The following is a 16,980-nucleotide window of genomic DNA, read 5'->3' as shown; positions in this document are numbered from 1 at the left end:
AACGGGGGAGTGGTCTTGACCCAGCCTATCGGGGAGAAGGCGGCGGTGGAGGCATCGGACTACACCATGTCCTATGTCTGCCGCGCGATGGTCGAGCGGAACCGGGACGGCGAGGACGGCGCGCAGCCGGGGCTGTCGCCTGAAACGCTTGAACGGGTTGTCGCGGCGGTGTTCCGGAAATCGCGGGAGAGTGGGTTTGCCACGGTGCGCCTTGAAGAACTGGCGCGGGAGGCGAACCTGTCCGCGACGTTGCTGGACAAGGCGGTTGGCGGCAAATGCGGCCTGATGACCATGATGCTGCATGAGGTGGCGGAGGCGATCGTCGCGGTCCTTGGCCGTCCGCCAGAGGCGATCGGCCGCGATCCGGTGGCGCATCTGGGCTGGTTCATGACCACCCACCTTGCGCTGAGCGAGGCGATGGGGGACTGGTTCGTGTTCATCTTCATGGAGGCACGCAGCCTGCCCGCACCGCAGCGCGCCATGGCGGTCGAGATCGAAGAGGCGACCGACATCTATCTTGCTGAAATTCTGGATGCGGGTCGCGCGGCGGGATGCCTGCGCCCCGATGATCCGGAGTTGATGCCGTTGCTGATCAAGCCCCTGCTCCGGGACTGGTATCTCAAGCGCGCGAAATATCACCGCCGCGGGATCACGCCGGACCGCTATGCCCGCGAGGTCAAGCGGATGGTGATGGCGGCCTGCGGGGCGGCGTCCGGCGCGCCCTGAACGGCGGGGATCAACCGGGCACGCAGACCACGAGGATTCGCGCGTCGCGGTCCCCGTCCGAGGCGTAGAGGTGACCGATGGCGCTGTCGAAATAGATGCTGTCGCCGGCCTGAAGATGCACCGGATCCCGCCCTTCGGCAAAGACCGTGACGGCGCCGTCCATCACGATCAGGAATTCCTGCCCCGGATGGCGCACGAATTCATCGAAGTCCACGAAGGCGCGCGCCTTCAAAGACCCCATCATCGGGCGCATTCCCTTGTTCCACAGGTCGGGAAAGAGCATCTCGTAGACGTAATTCTCGGTTTCCTGCCGTTTGAATTCGCCCCGCCGGGCGACGGCGAAGCTTCCGGGGGTGAACGTCTCTCCGCTATCGCCGAAGAAGGCGGCCAGATCGGTGCCGAGACCGTCGGCAAGCTGTGCCAGCCGGTCATAGGTCAGCGCGATCAGTCCGCGTTCGGCCTTGGAGATGGTGGAGATGGCAAGGCCGGATCGTTCCGCCACCTCGGCCAGTGTCCAATTCTTGTCGCGGCGCAGCTCTCGCAGGCGCCTGCCGAATTCCTGACGCTGAGTCGCGTTATCCTGCGATGTTTTCATGGTATGAGATTACGGGCAAACTTCTGAAAGGCCAAGAATTTTTCCTATCGGAAAAATTTGTTCTTTCCCATTGGAAAATTGCTGCTACGCTCCGAGTCGGAAACCACGCGAGGGGAACGGGATGGCCGCGAGGGCGCAACAGGTCGATATCGTCGTGATCGGTGCGGGCATGGCCGGGGCCTCGGTCGCGGCGGAGCTTGCCGGGGCGGGCGCGGGGCGCATTGTGCTGCTGGAGCGGGAGGCGCAGCCGGGATACCACACCACGGGACGGTCGGCGGCGATTTTCACGCTGGCCTACGGGCCGCCGGTGATCCGGGCACTGACGCGCGCCTCGCATCCGTTCTTTCTTGGGCAGGGGCCGGCGGGAACGCCGCAGGATCTTTTGCGCACGCGCGGGGTGATGTTCGCCGCGCGGGCCGATCAGCGGGAGGCGCTTGCCGCGCTGCACGCGGAGTTGGGCGAGGCGGTGCGCCCGCTGGGCGCGGATCAGATGGCCGAAAGGGTGCCGCTTCTGCGGCCCGGCTATGCGGCGGCGGGGCTGATTGACGAAAGGGCGGCCGATGTCGATGTCGCCGCGCTGCATCAGCATTACTTGCGCGTCTTCCGCGCGGACGGCGGGCATGTCGTCACCGGCGCGGAGGTGCGCGGACTGACCCGCGACGGCGCGGGCTGGCGGGTGGAGACCGAGGCGGGCGATTTTACCGCGCCGGTCGTTGTCAATGCCGCCGGGGCTTGGGCCGATGAGGTGGCCGCGCTCGCGGGGGTCGCGCCGCTGGGGCTGCGCCCGCTGCGGCGCACCGCGATTCTCGTGGCCGCGCCCGAGGGGATGGTGCCGGACCCATGGCCCATGGTGGTCGACGCCGAGGAGCAATTCTATCTCAAGCCCGATGCGGGCAAGCTGCTGCTGTCGCCGGCGGATGCGACGCTGTCGCCGCCCTGCGACGCGCAGCCCGAAGAGCTTGACGTGGCGATCTGCGTGGACCGGATCGAAACGGCGTTCGATCTTCAGGTGCGCCGGATCGAGAGCAAATGGGCCGGGCTGCGCAGCTTCCTGCCCGACGGCGATCCGGTGGCCGGTTTCGCGCAGGACGCGCCGGGGTTCTTCTGGCTGGCGGGGCAGGGCGGCTACGGCATCCAGAGCGCGCCGGCGCTGGCGCGTGCGGCGGCGGCGCTGGTGCGGGGGCGCGCGGTGCCGGGTGATATTGCCGATCTCGGAGTCAGTGCGACGTGCCTTGCGCCCGCAAGAGTGCGGGAGATGGCCTGATGATCTGGGTGGTGATGGCCGGGGCGGCCTTTCTGTTCTCCGGTCTGGCGATTGCCTATGTCATCGGCGGCGCGGCGGTTCTGGCGTTTCTGGCGACCGACAACGCGCGTTATCTGGCGATCCTGCCGCAGCAGATCTTTTCCAAGATCGACGTGTTCGCGCTCATGGCGATGCCGCTTTTCATCCTCGCGGGCGAGTTGATGAACCGGGGCGGGATCACCAAGATCCTGATCAACCTGTCGATGGCGCTTGTCGGGCGGGTGCGCGGCGGGCTGGGGCATGTCAATATCCTAACCTCGGTGTTCTTTGCCGGGATTTCCGGCTCGGCGGTGGCCGATTCCGCGGCGCTGTCCAACACGCTGGTGCCGGAGATGCAGCGGCGGGGCTATACGCTCAGCTATGCGAGCGCGATTACGGCCGCGTCGTCGATCATCGGGCCGATCGTGCCGCCCTCCATCATCCTGATCTTTTACGGGGCGCTCATGGGCACCTCGGTCACGGCGCTGTTTCTGGCCGGGATCGTGCCGGGGCTGGTGCTGGCGGGGGCGCTGTTGCTGGTCAACACCTTCTTTGCGATCCGCGACGACCATCCGCGCGTGCCGCGCGAGGAGATGCCGTCGTTTTTCCCCACGTTGCTGCACGCGCTGCCGGCGCTGTCGATTCCGGCGATCATCCTTGGCGGGATCGTGCTGGGCTGGATGACCCCGACGGAGGCGGCGGCGGTGGCGGTGTTCGCGGCCTTCGGGGCGGGGTGGTTCTATGCCGGGCTTGGCGCCAATGACATCTTCGAGGCGTTCCGGCGCACGGCGCTGCTTTCGGGGTCGATCTTCGTGATCATCTGCGCGGTGTCCGCGCTGGGCCATCTGGGCGCGCTGGAGCGGGTGCCGGAGGCGATTTCGGACACGGTCGCGCGGCTTGGCCTCGGGCCGCTGCAATACATGCTGGCGATGAACGTCATATTTCTTCTGGCGGGAATGGTGCTCGATATTCCGGTGGCGCTTGCGCTTCTGGTGCCGTTGCTGGCGCCGGTGGCGCTTGAACAGGGGGCGGACCCCGTGCATCTTGGGATCGTGCTGTGTTTCAACCTGTGCATCGGGCTTGTCTCTCCGCCGATGGGGGGCTGCCTTCTGGTGGTCTCGGCGGTCACGGGGGTGAACTACTGGCGGCTGGCGCGGACGATCCTGCCGTTCGTGCTCGTTCAGATCGGGGTGCTCGCGCTTCTGGTGTGGCGCCCTGAAATCAGCCTCGCGCTGCCGCGGGCCTTCGGGCTGGCGGGAGGTTAGCGAGGCGCAGATCAACCAGACCAAAAGACCAATCCAACAAGGGAGACAGAACCATGACCATCAGACATATTTTCGGAGCGGCGATGCTGGCCGCCTCGGTGGCCTTTGCCCCGGCGGTGTCGGCGCAGGTGAAGATCGCGCTGGACAGCCCGCCGGATCTTGACGGCTCGGGCAGCTACGTCTGGGCGCATGCCTTCGCCGAATACCTCAACGAGAACGGCATGGAGGCCGAGGAATACCAGCGCGGCGCACTTGGCGGCGATGACGAGCTGTTCGACCAGGTGAGCCAGGGGCTTCTGGAGGTGTCGATGTCGCCGCTCAATATCGTGGGCTCGCTCGACAAGTTGATCTACGGGCTGCGGCTGCCGTATTTCTTCCGCGACATGGAGCAGGTCGATCGCGCCCTGAACGAAGGTGGGATGCTGGCGCAGATCAACGAGGCCACGACGCCCGAAGGCGTGCGCGTGCTGGCGGTCAATACCGTGGGGCAGTCCAGCGGCATCTTCAACACCAAGCGCCCGGTGCGGTCGGTCTCTGACATGGAAGGGCTGCGGATGCGGGCCCTCGACGAAAGCCAGATCGAGCTTTACGAGGCATGGGGCGCGGCCGGCACCATCGTAAGCTGGGCCGAGGTGCCGAACGCGCTTCAGACCGGGGTGGCGGACGGATACATGAACCCGGCCTTCGTGCCGCTTCTGTTCGGGCATACCGATTTCCTCAAGCATTTCACCGATGCGCGCGTCACGCCGTCGCTGCGGATCACCATCGCCTCCGAAGACTGGTATCAGGGCCTGAGCGACGATGAGCGGGCCACTGTCGATGCCGCCGTCGCCGCCGCGACCGAGGCCAACCGTGAATGGCTCGGCACGCAGGATGCTGTGATGGACAAGCTCGAAGAGGCCGGCGTCGAGGTCGTGCGGCTTGATCAGGAGGCCCGTCAGGAGTTCCTTGAAGCCTCTGCCCCGGCCTATCAAAGCGGGCTTCTGAGCGCCGAGCAGATCGCGGCCTGGGACGCCGCGAAGGGCGAGTGATCCGATGATCCGGCTGGCCGATCACGTTGACAGGATTTCCGCCGCGCTCAACCGCATCGCCCTTTGGGGGGCGGTGCTGGCGCTGCTGGTCATGTTGCTGTCGGCCAGTTGGCAGGTGGTGGCGCGCTATGTTCTTGACGCGCCACCGATCTGGACAGAGGAACTGTCGCGGCGCGGCATGGTCTGGGCCGGGATGCTGGGCGCCTCCTGCGCGTTTCGCGCGGGGGCCGATCCCACGCTGTTCCCGGCCATGCGCCACTATCGTGGCGGGACGGGCATGGCGCTGTCGCTCATCCGGGGGGCGGGCGTTGTGATCTTTGCGACGCCAGTGATCTGGTATTCGGTCTTCAATGCCCGGATGGACCCGGCGCGCGGATTTCTGGGCCGCAGTCTCAACCGGCAGGCCGAGATGCTTGAGATTCCGATGATCTTTTTCACGGCGGCGGTGCCGGTCGCCTTCGTGCTGATCGTCATTCACATGACGGCGGGGATACTGGTGCGCGCCTCGGGGCGCCTGCCCGCGAACGAGACACCGAGAGAGGATATCGAGACATGAGATTATTCATCGCCGGGCTGAGCACGGAGAGCAACTCCTTCTCGCCCCTGCCCACCGGGCTGGCCAGCTTCGAGGAGGCCGGGATCTATCACGGCGATGGCACACGCCACGAGATGCATTACTGGACCGCGGCGCTTCACATCTGGCGTGAGCGGGCCGAGGCCGAGGGCTGGGAGGTGGTGGAATCGCTGGCCACCGCGGCGCAGCCATCGGGGCCCACGGTCAAATCCGTCTTCGAGGGGTTCCGCGACGAGATCCTGTCGGACCTGCGGGCAGCGGGGCCGGTGGATATCATCCTGTTCAGCCTGCATGGCGCGATGATCGCGGATGGATACGACGACTGCGAGGGAGAGCTGATCGCCGGGGCGCGCGCGATTGCGCCCGATGCGGTGATTGGCGGGCTTCTCGATCCGCATTGTTTCCTGACCGACCAGATGATGACGAAAGCCACGCTTCTGGTGCCTTACAAGGAGTATCCACACGTGGATATTCCCGAGCGGGCGGGCGATCTGTTCGATCTGGCATCGCGCACCGCGCGCGGCGAGATTGCCCCCGTCATGCGCGATTTCGATTGCCGGATGATCCTTGCCATGCCGACCCCGGCGCAACCGATGCGCGGGTTTGTCGATGACATGATCGCGCGCGAGGGTAAGGACGGCGTGTTGATGCTGGCGGTGGCGCACAGCTTCCCTTGGGGCGATCATCCGCGCGTGGGCGCGCGGGCGCTGGCGATCTGCGACGGTGATGCAGAGCACGCCGAGACCGAGGCGAGGCGTCTGGGCGAGGCGCTTTTCGCGTTGCGCCATGAGTTGCACCGCGAGATGCCCGATATCGACACCGCGCTCGATCAGGCGGAGGCGGAGCCGGCCGGGCCGGTGGTGCTCGCGGATGTGTCGGACAATGCCGGCGGCGGAGCGCCGTCGGACGCGACCTTCCTGCTGCGCGCGATGCTGGAGCGGGGAATGCAGGGCGTGGCCACGGGCATCTTCTGGGATCCGGTGGTGGTGCGTATTTGCAAGGAGGCGGGCGAGGGCGCGACGCTGCCCATCCGGCTTGGCGGGAAATGCGGGCCGGTGTCGGGCGATCCGCTCGATCTGACGGTGACGGTCCGGCGCGTGGCCTCGGGCCTGACGCAGCGGTTCGGAGAGTTGCCCGCGCCGCTGGGCGAGGTGGTGTGGCTGCATTGCGACGGGATCGACATTCTGGTGAACGACACCCGCACGCAGACCTTCCACCCTGAAGCCTTCGAGAACATGGGGATCAGGCTGGCCGAGCGGAAATACGTCTGCGTGAAATCGTCGAACCACTATCAGGCCGGGTTCGCGCCGATCGCGTCGAAGGTGATTCCGGTGGCGACCCCCGGCTCCATCACGCCCGATTATGCCAATATTCCCTATACCAAGCGGGCGCGCGATTACTGGCCCGCCGTGGAGGATCCGTTCCAATGACCAATCCGCTGATTGCCGCACGCGATGCGTTCGCCGATGCCATGCCGGAAACCCGCGCGTCCTTCGGGGGCCGTGAATGGGGCTATATCGACACCGCGGAGGGGGACGAGGCGCTGATCCTCATTCCCGGCACGCTGGGGCGGGGCGACATCTTCTGGCAGCAGATCGAGGCGCTGCGCGCGCGGCTGCGGATCGTGGCGCTGACCTATCCCGCGTCGGGCGGTGTGAGCGAGTGGGCGGATGATCTCGCCGCGCTGATGGACAGGCTTGGCATTGCGCGCGCCTCGGTGCTCGGCTCGTCGCTGGGTGGCTATCTGGTGCAGTATTTCGCGGCGGTTCATCCCGGACGGGTGGTGCGGGTGTTCGCGGCCAACACGATGAGTTCCACCGCAGGCTATGAGACGCGGATGCCCTATGCGCTCGATCTCGATGCGGTGCTGGTGGAAGAGTTGCGCGCCGGTTTCGAGCAGGGGCTGTCGGCATGGGGTGTGAGCCATCCCGAACAGGCCGATCTAGTGGAGCTTTTGCTGGGCGAGGTGGGCGGACGCATCCCCGAGCCGGAATTGCGCACGCGGCTCAAGGCGCTGAAATCCGCGCCCGAACTGCCGGAGGTGACCCTGCCGCGCGCGGCGCGCATCACGATAGAGGCGGATGACGATCCGCTGATCCCGCCGGAAAAGCGCGCGGGCCTGCGCGAAAAACTGGCGCCGGGGGTGGCCTATCGGTTCGCCACGGGCGGGCATTTCCCCTATGTGGCGCGGCCGCAGACCTATACCGCGCTGCTGGAGCAGGCGATGGGCCTTGAGGTGACGGGGCCGGACTGGGGCACACAAGAGGAGCGGGTGCTGTGATCGTTCTGACGCATGAGGATGTGGCGCGGCTTCTACCGATGACAGAAGCGATAGAGGTGATCGACCGCGTGATGCGGCAGGTGTCCGACGGCGGCGCGGAACTGCCGCTGCGGTCCGTGGTGCCGGTGGGCGGGGCCAACCGGATGGGCGTGATGCCCGGTTCCATCGGCGATCCGGCCTGTTACGGGGTCAAGCTGGTGAGCCTGTTTCCCGGCAATCCCGAAAAGGGGCTGTCCTCGCATCGCGGCGCGATTGTCCTGTTCGAGGCGGAGACCGGCGGCGCGGTGGCGATGATGGATGCGGGGCTGCTGACGGCGGTGCGCACCGCGGCGGCGAGCGCGGTGGCGACCCGCGCGCTGGCGCGCGAGGAGGCGTCGCGGCTGGCGATCCTCGGCTATGGCGAGCAGGCCGAACATCACCTTGACGCGATGATGGCGGTGCGCCCGGTCACGCATCTGCATGTGGCCGGGCGCTCGGCCGGCAAGGCGGAGGCGTTCGCGCTTCGCGCGCAGGCGCTTTATCCGGGGCTGAGCGTGGCGCATGGGGACGACTGCCGCGCGGCGGTGGAGGGGACGGACCTGATCTGCACGGTCACGGCCTCTCCCACGCCGATCCTGATGGGCGACTGGGTGCCCGAGGGCGCGCATCTCAATATCGTCGGCTCGTCCATCCCGTCGATGCGCGAGGTGGACGACGCGCTGGTGGAGCGCGCTTCGGTCTGGGTCGATTACATGCCTTCGACGCTGGCGCAGGCGGGCGAGATCGTGGAGATGATCGCCGCCGGAAAGCTGTCGGCCGGGGATCTGATGGGCGAGATCGGCGCGCATCTGCTGGGCCGGGTGCCGGGGCGCGGCGACACTGGGCAGATCACGGCCTATCGCTCTCTCGGGGTGGCGGCGCAGGATCTGGCGGCGGCCCATCACGTCCTTGGCCGGGCGGAGGCCGAAGGGGCGGGGCAGGCGGTCACGCTCTGATCCCCGGCCCGTTGCCGCCACGGCAGCGCGCGCCCCGGCGTTGACACCGGGCCGCGCTTGCGGCCATGTCCGGGCGCGGGGCAAGGGGGCCGGTATGCAGCAGGCGCGAGCAGACGAAGACGGCATTTGCGATCTTTTCGTGATCGGAGGCGGAATCAACGGCTGCGGCATCGCGCGGGACGCGGCGGGCCGGGGGCTTTCGGTGACGCTGGCGGAGCGGGGCGATCTGGCCTCCGCCACCTCCTCGGCGTCCACCAAGCTGTTTCACGGCGGGCTGCGGTATCTGGAGTATTTCGAGATCCGGCTGGTGCGCGAGGCGCTGAAGGAGCGCGAGACGCTGTTGCGCGCGATGCCGCATATCGCGTGGCCCATGCGGTTCGTCCTGCCGCTGCATCCGGGGATGCGGTTCGACACCAGCACCCCGGCGGCGCGGTTCCTGTCGCGCCTGATGCCGTGGATGCGCGGGCGGCGCCCGGCGTGGATGATCCGGCTGGGTCTGTTCCTCTATGACCATCTGGGCGGACGAAAGATCCTGCCGGGCACGACGACGCGCGATCTGCGCAGCGGGCCGGAGGGCGCGCCGCTGAAGGACGCCTTCACCCGCGCCTTTGAATATTCCGATTGCTGGGTGGAGGATTCGCGGCTTGTCGTGCTCAACGCCCGCGACGCGGCGGTGCGCGGCGCGGATATTCTCGTGCGCCACGAGGTGACGGGTGCGGTGCCGGAGGCGGGGATCTGGCGTGTGACACTGCGCGAGACCGGCACCGGCGCCGAATGCACGGTCCGGGCGCGGATGCTGATCAACGCGGCGGGCCCATGGGCCGGAGAGGTGATCGCGTCGCGCCTTGGCATCGACACCGGGGCAAGCGTGCGTCTGGTGCGCGGAAGCCATATCGTCACCCGGCGCCTCTTTGATCACGACAAGAGCTATTTCTTTCAGGGGCGCGACGGGCGGATCATCTTTGTCATTCCCTATGAGGGGGAGTTCACGCTGATCGGCACGACCGACGAGGATCATCCCGACCCGTCGGTGCCGCCGGTCTGCACCGAGGCGGAGCAGGACTATCTCTGCGCCTTCGCGTCGGAATATTTCCGCGTGCCGGTGCGGCGCGAGGATATCGTCTGGACTTATTCCGGGGTGCGGCCGCTTTACGATGACGGCACGCGCAGCGCCACGGCGGCGACGCGCGACTATACGCTGACGGTGGAGGAGGCGGGCGGCGCGCCGGTTCTCAATGTCTTTGGCGGCAAGATCACCACCTACCGGCGGCTGGCCGAAAGCGCGTTGGAGAAGGTGGCGAACCATTTCCCCGGCCTGCCGGGGCGATGGACGGCGGGCGTGCCGCTTCCGGGCGGGGATTTCGCGGTGGATGGCGCCGGGGCGCTGATGGCGCGGCTGCGGGGGGACTACCCGTTTGTGACCGAAAGCTGGGCGCGGCGGCTGATCCGCGCCTATGGTACAGAGGCGTGGGCGGTACTGGGGCAGGCCGGCAGCGCGCGGGATCTGGGCCGTGATTTCGGCGCGACACTGACCGAACGGGAGGTGACGTGGCTGATGACCCGCGAATATGCGCGTGAGGCGGACGATGTGCTCTGGCGGCGGGGCAAGCTGGGCCTGCGGCTGAGCGCGGAGGAGGCGGCCGCGCTGGAGGCGTGGATGGCGCGCGGATAGCTCAGGGTTCTTCCACATCGAGGACGAAGGCGCCGGGGCCGATCTCGTTGCGGATGAGGTTCACGGTTTCCTTTCGGATCGCGCCGTCCTCGGGGCGGAAGAGCCCGCATTTGCGCAGCGCCGCCTTCACGTCGATGTCCTTTCCGAGAAATTCCAGCACCACGCGCGAGGCGCCGGGTTTGCGCCCGCGCCGCGTCGGCCCACCGGTCTGGATGCCCACGAGCCGGTCGAGCCTGTGGCGGTGGCTTGGGTAGAGTGTGACCGACGTGATGGAATTGCGTTCCAGCGTCTCGTATTCCATGACGTAGATGCGGTCCGCGAGGTAGAACAGCGCCCCGTCGTATTTGTTCAGCCCCGAGGCGACCCTTTCGCCGGGTTTGCGCAGGATCTCGATATTGCGCCAGTAGTATTTTCCCTCCTCGGGATAGACGGACGCGAGAGAGCGGATGATCAGCCCCGGATTGCCGAATGAAAAGAAATAGCGAAAGTAGAATCCGACATATTTTTCAAGGCTCTGGCTTGAATGATAGAGCTTTTCGAGATGCTGGAGCGGTTTGCTCAACTCGGTTTCCTGCGCGGGTTTGCGGCGCAGCGAGATCATGTCCTCGAAGGGCGCGGCCTCCATCAGCAGTTCGGCCTCGGTCACGCCGAAGAAATCGCAGATCCGGCGCATGTTGCGGCGCGAGGGGCGCGATTGCCCGGCCAGATACTTGTTGAACTGCTGCCGGTTGAAGTCCAGCTTGCGGCAGACCTCTGCGATGGAGCGGTGATAGCTGCACAGCAATGAAAGATTCGTGGCAAAGTCATTCGTCATGCCCCTAGTGCACACTGACGCGAAAAGAGTGTCAAGGCGCGAAGGGGCGCGAAGTTGAGATTCGCCCGGCCGTATTCGAGGCTGTCGCGTGAGCGTCGCGTTGCGACAGGCGAAAGACAGGGGCGGGAAAGCATATGAAACATGTCACGGAGTATCCCCACGCGGTGAAGGAATATCGCCACGTCGAGGTGCCGATGCCTGACGGATGCATCCTGGCCGCGCGGATCTGGATTCCCGACGGGGCGGAGGCGGCGCCGGTGCCCGCGATCCTTGAATATCTGCCCTATCGCAAGAACGACCTCACCACGGAGCGCGACGCTTCGATGCAACCCTATCTGGCGGGTCATGGCTATGCTGTGATCCGGCTCGACCTGCGGGGGGCGGGCGATTCTGAGGGGCTGATGGTCGATGAATACACCGCGCAGGAATTGCAGGACGGCGTCGACGCCATCGCCTGGATCGCGGATCAGCCATGGTGCGACGGCACTGTCGGCATGATCGGGATTTCATGGGGCGGATTCAACGGCTTGCAGATCGCCGCGATGCAGCCGCCCGCGCTCCGGGCGATCATCACGCTGTGTTCGACCGACGACCGCTATGCCGACGACATTCACTACATGGGGGGCTGTCTGCTGGGCGAGCAGCTGAGTTGGGCCTCGATCATGTTCGGGCGCAACACGCTGCCGCCCGATCCGGCCAATGTCGGGGCGAAGTGGCGCGAGATGTGGATGCAGCGGCTTGAGGGAAGCGGTCTGTGGCTCAAGACCTGGCTGGAGCATCAGGCGCGCGACGATTACTGGAAGCATGGATCGGTTTGCGAGGACTGGTCGAAGATCCGGATCCCGGTTTACGCGGTGTCGGGCTGGGCCGATGGCTATTGCCGCAGCGTCTTTCGCCTCATGGAGCATTTGCAGGGCCCGAAGAAGGGTCTGGTCGGCCCATGGGCGCACCGCTACCCGCATATGGGCGAACCGGGTCCGGCGATCGGGTTTCTGAAGGATGAGCTGCGCTGGTGGGATCACTGGCTCAAGGGGCGGGAGACCGGTATCATGGAGGAGCCGATGCTGCGCCTTTACATGCAGGACAGCGTGCCGCCACAGGGGCATTACGAGCATCGGCCCGGCCGCTGGATCGCGGAGCCGTGCTGGCCCTCGCCCCATGTGGCGCGCACCGATTTTCACCTTTGCCCCGATGGCGGGCTTCGGCGCGAGGCGCCCGAGGGGGCGGCGGAGTTCACGCATCACTCGCCCGCGACGGTGGGCATGGCCTCTGGCAAATGGTGCGGCTATTCCAAGCCGGGCGACGCGCCGTTGGATCAGCGCGCCGAGGATGGCGGCAGCCTGTGTTTCGAGACAGACCCGCTATCCGCGCCGCTGGAGATGGCGGGCGATGCCATCGTGCGCCTGCGGGTGAGCGTGGACCGCCCGGTGGCGCAGGTCGCCGCGCGGATCTGCGATGTGGACGCCGATGGCCGATCCACCCGCGTGTCCTTCGGGGTGTTCAACCTGACCCATCGCAACGGGCATGAGGTGCCCGAGGCGCTGGTGCCCGGCGAGATCTATGACATCGAGATCCCGATGAAACACGTGGCGCAGAGTTTTGCCGCGGGCCGCCGGCTTCGGCTGGCGATCTCGACCAGCTATTTCCCGATGATCTGGCCCGCGCCGGAGCCGGTGCGCCTGACACTGCACAGCGCGGGCAGCGCGCTGTCCCTGCCGCTTCGGGCGGCGCGGCCGGAGGATGACGAACTGCCGGCATTCGGCGCGCCGGAGGCCGGGCCGCCGCCGGGCATGGACCAGATCGAGGCGCCGGAAGTCTATTTCCGCGTTCTGGAGGATGCCGCGAACGGATGCACCGAGATGCAGATCGCCGACGGTGCCGGGGTCTTCCGGTTGCATGACAACGACCTGACGCTGCGCAAAGAGGGGGTTGAGAGCTACAGAATTGCGCATGACGATGTGACATCGGCCTCGGGGCGCTGCGAATGGACCTACGGGATGCAGCGTGGCGACTGGTCTGTGCTGACGAAGACCGAAACCACCATGAGGACGGACCGAAGCGATTTCATCATCCGCGCCCGGCTGCGCGCATGGGAGGGTAGGGTGCTTGTCAAGGAGATCGAATGGGATGAGCGAGTTCCACGAAATCATGGGTAATGACGCTATATGGCGCGGTAATCGCGTCATATGGCGAATGACTGCGAACTGGAGGGGTGCGTTATAAAGATGAATAATTCCCTCAAACACATTGAAAACAGGAGGACCACCATGAAACATAGCGGAACAACACGGCGCGGCTTTCTCGCCTCGACGGCGGCGATCGGCGCGATGGGGCTTATGCCCGCCCTGCCCACGGCGGGGTTCGCGCAGGCCGGATCGGTGCTGCGGCTGCGGCTGGACGGAGACAACGATATTCTTGACCCGGGCTACATGTCCGGCGGCACGGAGATCGAGGCGCAGAAGCAATGCCTGCCGTTCCTTGCGCAGTATGACCGCACCGAAGAGGGCTTCGACTGGGCGCCGACCTATTTCGTCACCAAGCTGGAACAGCGCGATCCGACGCATATCGATTTCGAGCTGGCCGAGGGGCTGGTGTGGTCGAACGGCTATGGCCCGGTGCGGGCCTCGGATGTGAAATTCTCCTATGAACGGATGAAGGGCACCGACTGGTCGGGCTATTTCGATGCCATGGATCATGTCGAGGTGACTGGAGAGCGCAGCGGCACCATCGTGCTCAGCGAGCCGTTCGCGCCGTTCATCATGATCACGCTCTGCCACGGCCCCGGCGCGGTGCTGTGCGAACAGGCGGTCAAGGACGCGGGCGGCGAGTTCACCAACGAATTCCCGGCGGTCTGCGGACCCTATACCTATGAGGCGATCCCCGGTCAGCGCGTGATCTTCCACGCCAATCCCGACTGGGCCGGCCCGAAACCGGCGTTCGAGCGGATCGAGGCCAACGTGATCTCCGAGGTGAAGGCCGCCGAGCTGGCCTTCGAGGCCGGAGAGCTGGATTGCACCGAGGTGGGCGCCGACACGCTGGCGCGCTATACCAAGAACATGCCCGACAATACCGAGATCACCGTTGCGGGTGAGCTGCAATACATGTGGATGGGGATGAACACCGACCATCCCAAGTTGCAGGACATCCGCGTGCGCAAGGCGATCCAGCGCGCGGTGGACGTGGATTCCATCCTTCAGGGCGCCTATTCGGGCACCACGTCGAAATCGCACGGGATCATCTGCCCGGGCCTGATCGGCAACCGCGATCAGAGCGGCTACAGCTATGACCCGGCGGAGGCGCGCGCGCTTCTGGAAGAGGCCGGGGTCTCCGGTCTGGAACTGACGCTGCGCACGCTCAACAATCAGGAGCGGATGCTGGCGGCCCAGATCATTCAGGCCAACCTCGGCGCCATCGGCATCACGGTGAAGGTGCTGCCGGTCGAAAGCGGCCCCTACTGGGAGATGGGTCAGGAAAGCAAGGGCGACACCTGGAAGGATCTGGAGCTTTGGATCATGCGCTTCGGCACCACGCCCGACCCCTATGAGGCCGCGCAATGGTTCGTGTCCGATCAGGTCGGCAAATGGAACTGGGAACGCTGGACCGATCCGGAGTTTGACCGCCTCTATCAGGAGGGGATCGTCGAGACCGACCCGGAAAAGCGTGAAGCGATCTATGTGCGGATGCAGGAAATCATGGAGGATACCGGGGCCTATCTCTGGATCAACCATGAGCCCGAAGCCTTCGTGCATACCACGGACATCGACGTCAACGCCGCGCCGTCGGGCGAGTTGAACTACCGTCTGTTCGACAAGGCCTGACCTGCGGGCCGTTCTGATCGCGGTCCCGCGCGCCCCGGCGCGCGGGATGCCCTTCACTTGCAGAGGATGAAGAACGGATGCTCCTCTACCTCATCAAGCGGCTCGGGTTGTCGGCGGCGGTGGTCTGCCTTGTCATTCTGGTGCTGTTCTCGCTGCTGTATTTCATTCCGGGCGATCCGGCGACCATCGCGCTCGGCCCCCGCGCCACGCCAGAGGCGATCGCGCGCTACGCCGAGAAGATGCATCTCGATGAGCCGGTCTGGCGGCAGTTCGTGATCTACATCGGCAACGTGTTGCAGGGCGATCTGGGCGTGGACGTGTTTTCCAACCGCTCGGTGACCACGATCATCATGGAGCGGATCGGCTTCACGCTGGCGCTGGTCACGACAGGGATGGGATGGGCGATGCTTCTGGGTATTCCGCTGGGCTGCCTTGCCGCCGTGAAACCCAATAGCTGGCTTGACCGGATCACCGGCGTGCTGTCGGTGGGCACCATCGCGGTGCCGTCGTTCCTCGTGTCGATCTGGGCGCTGCTGATCTTTGCCGTGCATCTGCGCTGGCTGCCGGCCATCGGTGCCGGAGAGCCGGGAGAGTTCGGCGACCAGCTCAGCCATCTGGTGTTGCCGGCCTTTGCCATCGGGCTGAGCTGGGTGGGTTATCTCGCCCGCATGGTGCGCGCCTCCATGCTCGAAGTCATGGGCGAAAATTACATCCGCTCGGCGCGGGCCTTCGGGCTGCATCCGCGCAAGGTTGTGTTCGGCTATGCGTTGCGGGTGGCGATCCTTCCGACCATCACGCTCATCGGGATGGGGTTCGGCGGTCTGATCTCCGCCACCGTCTTTGCCGAGATCATCTTTTCCCGTCCCGGTATCGGCAAGCTCATCTTCGATTCCGTGATGGCGCGCAACTTCCCCATCGTGCAGGGCGCGGTCCTCGTGGCCACATCGCTTTACATCTTCGTCGTCCTGTTTTCCGACATCCTTATAGCCTGGTTGGATCCCCGTGTCCGAGAATCGCTCTGAACCCGAAACCGGCATTCCGGCGGTAGACGCATCGGGCCTGCCCGATCACGTCTCCGAAGCCGAAGTCCTTGAATCCGCCGCCCGTGAACGGCGCGAGAAGCTGCTCATGTTCGTCACGAACTGGCAGGGCCTGACCGGGTTGATCCTTGTCCTTCTGTTTTTCGCCAGCGCCATTTTCGCGCCATGGCTGGCCCCGTATGAGCCCAATACGCTCGACATTCCGGCGCGTCTGTCGCCCCCGTCGTTGGAGCATCTGGCGGGGACCGATCAGCTTGGGCGCGACACCTTCTCGCGCATTCTTTACGGCGGGCAGGTCGCGCTCAAGATCGCGGCGATCGGGGTGTCGGTGGCGCTTCTGGTCGGGCTGGTGCTCGGGATGATCGCGGGCTTCGGGCCGCGCTGGCTCGACAATCTGCTGCTGCTCGCGTTCGACACGGTGCGGTCGTTTCCGACCATCGTTCTGGCGCTGGCGATGGTGGCGCTCGCGGGGCCGAGCATGGGGATGGTGCTCATCATCGTGATCGTCACCTCTATTCCGCAATATGCGCGGGTGGCGCGCACCGCGACACTGACGCTCAAGAACACCGACTTCATTCTGGCCGAACGCTCCCTCGGGGCCAGCACGATCCGCACGCTGTGGCATCATATCATGCCCAATGTGGTGGGCCCGCTGATGATCCTGGCGGCGATGGATGTGCCGGTGGTGGTCACGGTCGAGGCGGGGCTGAGCTTTCTCGGGCTTGGCGTTCTGCCGCCCACGGCAAGCTGGGGCACGATCCTCAACGAGGGGTATCTGGTGATCCGCGATGCGCCATGGATGGTGATCGCGGGGGGCATTCCGCTGATCCTTACGACGCTAGGCTTCACCTTTCTGGGCGAGGCGTTGCGCGACATTTTCGATCCACGCATGGGCAAGGGGCGCTGAG

At 65.9% G+C, this 16,980-nt stretch carries 15 protein-coding genes; 13 read left to right on the top strand and 2 right to left on the bottom strand.

What is annotated here, in order from left to right; genetic code table 11:
• Positions 1–15: 15 nt before the first annotated feature.
• Entirely contained in the window at positions 16–726 is a 711-nt protein-coding gene (locus BMW66_RS02510) for a TetR/AcrR family transcriptional regulator (protein WP_139196110.1), read from the top strand.
• Between the two features lie 10 nt (positions 727–736).
• Here BMW66_RS02510 and BMW66_RS02505 read toward each other — a convergent pair whose 3' ends face one another.
• A complete protein-coding gene (locus BMW66_RS02505) occupies positions 737–1,321 on the bottom strand; it encodes a helix-turn-helix domain-containing protein (protein WP_093115061.1) in 585 nt (194 codons plus the stop codon).
• Between the two features lie 121 nt (positions 1,322–1,442).
• On the opposite strand from BMW66_RS02505, the gene BMW66_RS02500 reads away from it, so the two are divergent.
• The 8 genes from BMW66_RS02500 to glpD all read left to right on the top strand — a co-directional run bounded on the left by BMW66_RS02500 (position 1,443) and on the right by glpD (position 10,400).
• A complete protein-coding gene (locus BMW66_RS02500) occupies positions 1,443–2,585 on the top strand; it encodes an NAD(P)/FAD-dependent oxidoreductase (protein ID WP_093115060.1) in 1,143 nt (380 codons plus the stop codon).
• Positions 2,585–3,868: a TRAP transporter large permease gene (locus BMW66_RS02495; protein ID WP_093115059.1), complete on the top strand. Its 1,284-nt coding sequence runs from the start codon at positions 2,585–2,587 to the stop codon at positions 3,866–3,868. Before BMW66_RS02500 ends, BMW66_RS02495 begins: the two co-directional genes overlap by 1 nt.
• A 53-nt stretch (positions 3,869–3,921) precedes the next feature.
• Positions 3,922–4,899 carry a TRAP transporter substrate-binding protein gene (locus tag BMW66_RS02490; RefSeq protein ID WP_093115058.1) on the top strand — a complete coding sequence of 326 codons (978 nt, stop codon included), beginning with the start codon at positions 3,922–3,924 and terminating at the stop codon, positions 4,897–4,899.
• A 4-nt stretch (positions 4,900–4,903) separates the two neighbouring features.
• Positions 4,904–5,455 (top strand): TRAP transporter small permease, encoded by a 552-nt coding sequence (locus BMW66_RS02485; protein WP_093115057.1) that lies wholly within the window; start codon positions 4,904–4,906, stop codon positions 5,453–5,455.
• Entirely contained in the window at positions 5,452–6,903 is a 1,452-nt protein-coding gene (locus BMW66_RS02480) for a M81 family metallopeptidase (protein ID WP_093115056.1), read from the top strand. The genes BMW66_RS02485 and BMW66_RS02480 overlap by 4 nt, the downstream gene beginning before the upstream one ends.
• Positions 6,900–7,754, top strand: a complete 855-nt coding sequence (locus BMW66_RS02475) for an alpha/beta fold hydrolase (RefSeq protein WP_139196109.1) — start codon at positions 6,900–6,902, stop codon at positions 7,752–7,754. The genes BMW66_RS02480 and BMW66_RS02475 overlap by 4 nt, the downstream gene beginning before the upstream one ends.
• Positions 7,751–8,728: an ornithine cyclodeaminase family protein gene (locus BMW66_RS02470; RefSeq protein ID WP_093115055.1), complete on the top strand. Its 978-nt coding sequence runs from the start codon at positions 7,751–7,753 to the stop codon at positions 8,726–8,728. Before BMW66_RS02475 ends, BMW66_RS02470 begins: the two co-directional genes overlap by 4 nt.
• Positions 8,729–8,822: 94 nt before the next feature.
• Positions 8,823–10,400 (top strand): glycerol-3-phosphate dehydrogenase, encoded by a 1,578-nt coding sequence (glpD, locus tag BMW66_RS02465; RefSeq protein WP_093115054.1) that lies wholly within the window; start codon positions 8,823–8,825, stop codon positions 10,398–10,400.
• Position 10,401: 1 nt separating this feature from the next.
• Here glpD and BMW66_RS02460 read toward each other — a convergent pair whose 3' ends face one another.
• On the bottom strand, positions 10,402–11,214 hold the full coding sequence (locus tag BMW66_RS02460) for a helix-turn-helix domain-containing protein (RefSeq protein ID WP_093115053.1): 813 nt from the start codon (positions 11,212–11,214) through the stop codon (positions 10,402–10,404).
• A 134-nt stretch (positions 11,215–11,348) separates the two neighbouring features.
• Between BMW66_RS02460 and BMW66_RS02455 the strand changes: the two genes are divergently transcribed.
• The 4 genes from BMW66_RS02455 to BMW66_RS02440 all read left to right on the top strand — a co-directional run bounded on the left by BMW66_RS02455 (position 11,349) and on the right by BMW66_RS02440 (position 16,979).
• The gene (locus BMW66_RS02455) at positions 11,349–13,370 is read left to right on the top strand and encodes a CocE/NonD family hydrolase (protein ID WP_093115052.1); all 2,022 of its coding nucleotides are present in this window, start codon (positions 11,349–11,351) and stop codon (positions 13,368–13,370) included.
• 111 nt (positions 13,371–13,481) lie between these two features.
• Positions 13,482–15,032, top strand: coding sequence for an ABC transporter substrate-binding protein (locus BMW66_RS02450; RefSeq protein ID WP_175483142.1), 1,551 nt, complete (start codon positions 13,482–13,484; stop codon positions 15,030–15,032).
• A 77-nt stretch (positions 15,033–15,109) separates the two neighbouring features.
• Complete coding sequence (locus BMW66_RS02445; protein WP_093115050.1) at positions 15,110–16,054, top strand: ABC transporter permease; 945 nt, start codon at positions 15,110–15,112, stop codon at positions 16,052–16,054.
• On the top strand, positions 16,035–16,979 hold the full coding sequence (locus BMW66_RS02440) for an ABC transporter permease (protein WP_245729306.1): 945 nt from the start codon (positions 16,035–16,037) through the stop codon (positions 16,977–16,979). Before BMW66_RS02445 ends, BMW66_RS02440 begins: the two co-directional genes overlap by 20 nt.
• Position 16,980: the final 1 nt, after the last annotated feature.

It is taken from the genome of Salinihabitans flavidus, assembly GCF_900110425.1.
GTDB classification, from domain to species: Bacteria; Pseudomonadota; Alphaproteobacteria; order Rhodobacterales; family Rhodobacteraceae; genus Salinihabitans; species Salinihabitans flavidus.
Note: the sequence above shows the minus strand (reverse complement) of the source record. Positions and strands in the feature narration are given on the sequence as shown.

Excerpts from the sequence above, each read along its gene's own strand:
- BMW66_RS02505 (WP_093115061.1), bottom strand. The coding sequence starts at position 1,321 with ATGAAAACATCGCAGGATAACGCGACTCAGCGTCAGGAATTCGGCAGG.
- BMW66_RS02500 (WP_093115060.1), top strand. The coding sequence starts at position 1,443 with ATGGCCGCGAGGGCGCAACAGGTCGATATCGTCGTGATCGGTGCGGGC.
- BMW66_RS02495 (WP_093115059.1), top strand. The coding sequence starts at position 2,585 with ATGATCTGGGTGGTGATGGCCGGGGCGGCCTTTCTGTTCTCCGGTCTG.
- BMW66_RS02490 (WP_093115058.1), top strand. The coding sequence starts at position 3,922 with ATGACCATCAGACATATTTTCGGAGCGGCGATGCTGGCCGCCTCGGTG.
- BMW66_RS02485 (WP_093115057.1), top strand. The coding sequence starts at position 4,904 with ATGATCCGGCTGGCCGATCACGTTGACAGGATTTCCGCCGCGCTCAAC.
- BMW66_RS02480 (WP_093115056.1), top strand. The coding sequence starts at position 5,452 with ATGAGATTATTCATCGCCGGGCTGAGCACGGAGAGCAACTCCTTCTCG.
- BMW66_RS02475 (WP_139196109.1), top strand. The coding sequence starts at position 6,900 with ATGACCAATCCGCTGATTGCCGCACGCGATGCGTTCGCCGATGCCATG.
- glpD (WP_093115054.1), top strand. The coding sequence starts at position 8,823 with ATGCAGCAGGCGCGAGCAGACGAAGACGGCATTTGCGATCTTTTCGTG.
- BMW66_RS02460 (WP_093115053.1), bottom strand. The coding sequence starts at position 11,214 with ATGACGAATGACTTTGCCACGAATCTTTCATTGCTGTGCAGCTATCAC.
- BMW66_RS02455 (WP_093115052.1), top strand. The coding sequence starts at position 11,349 with ATGAAACATGTCACGGAGTATCCCCACGCGGTGAAGGAATATCGCCAC.
- BMW66_RS02450 (WP_175483142.1), top strand. The coding sequence starts at position 13,482 with ATGAAACATAGCGGAACAACACGGCGCGGCTTTCTCGCCTCGACGGCG.
- BMW66_RS02445 (WP_093115050.1), top strand. The coding sequence starts at position 15,110 with ATGCTCCTCTACCTCATCAAGCGGCTCGGGTTGTCGGCGGCGGTGGTC.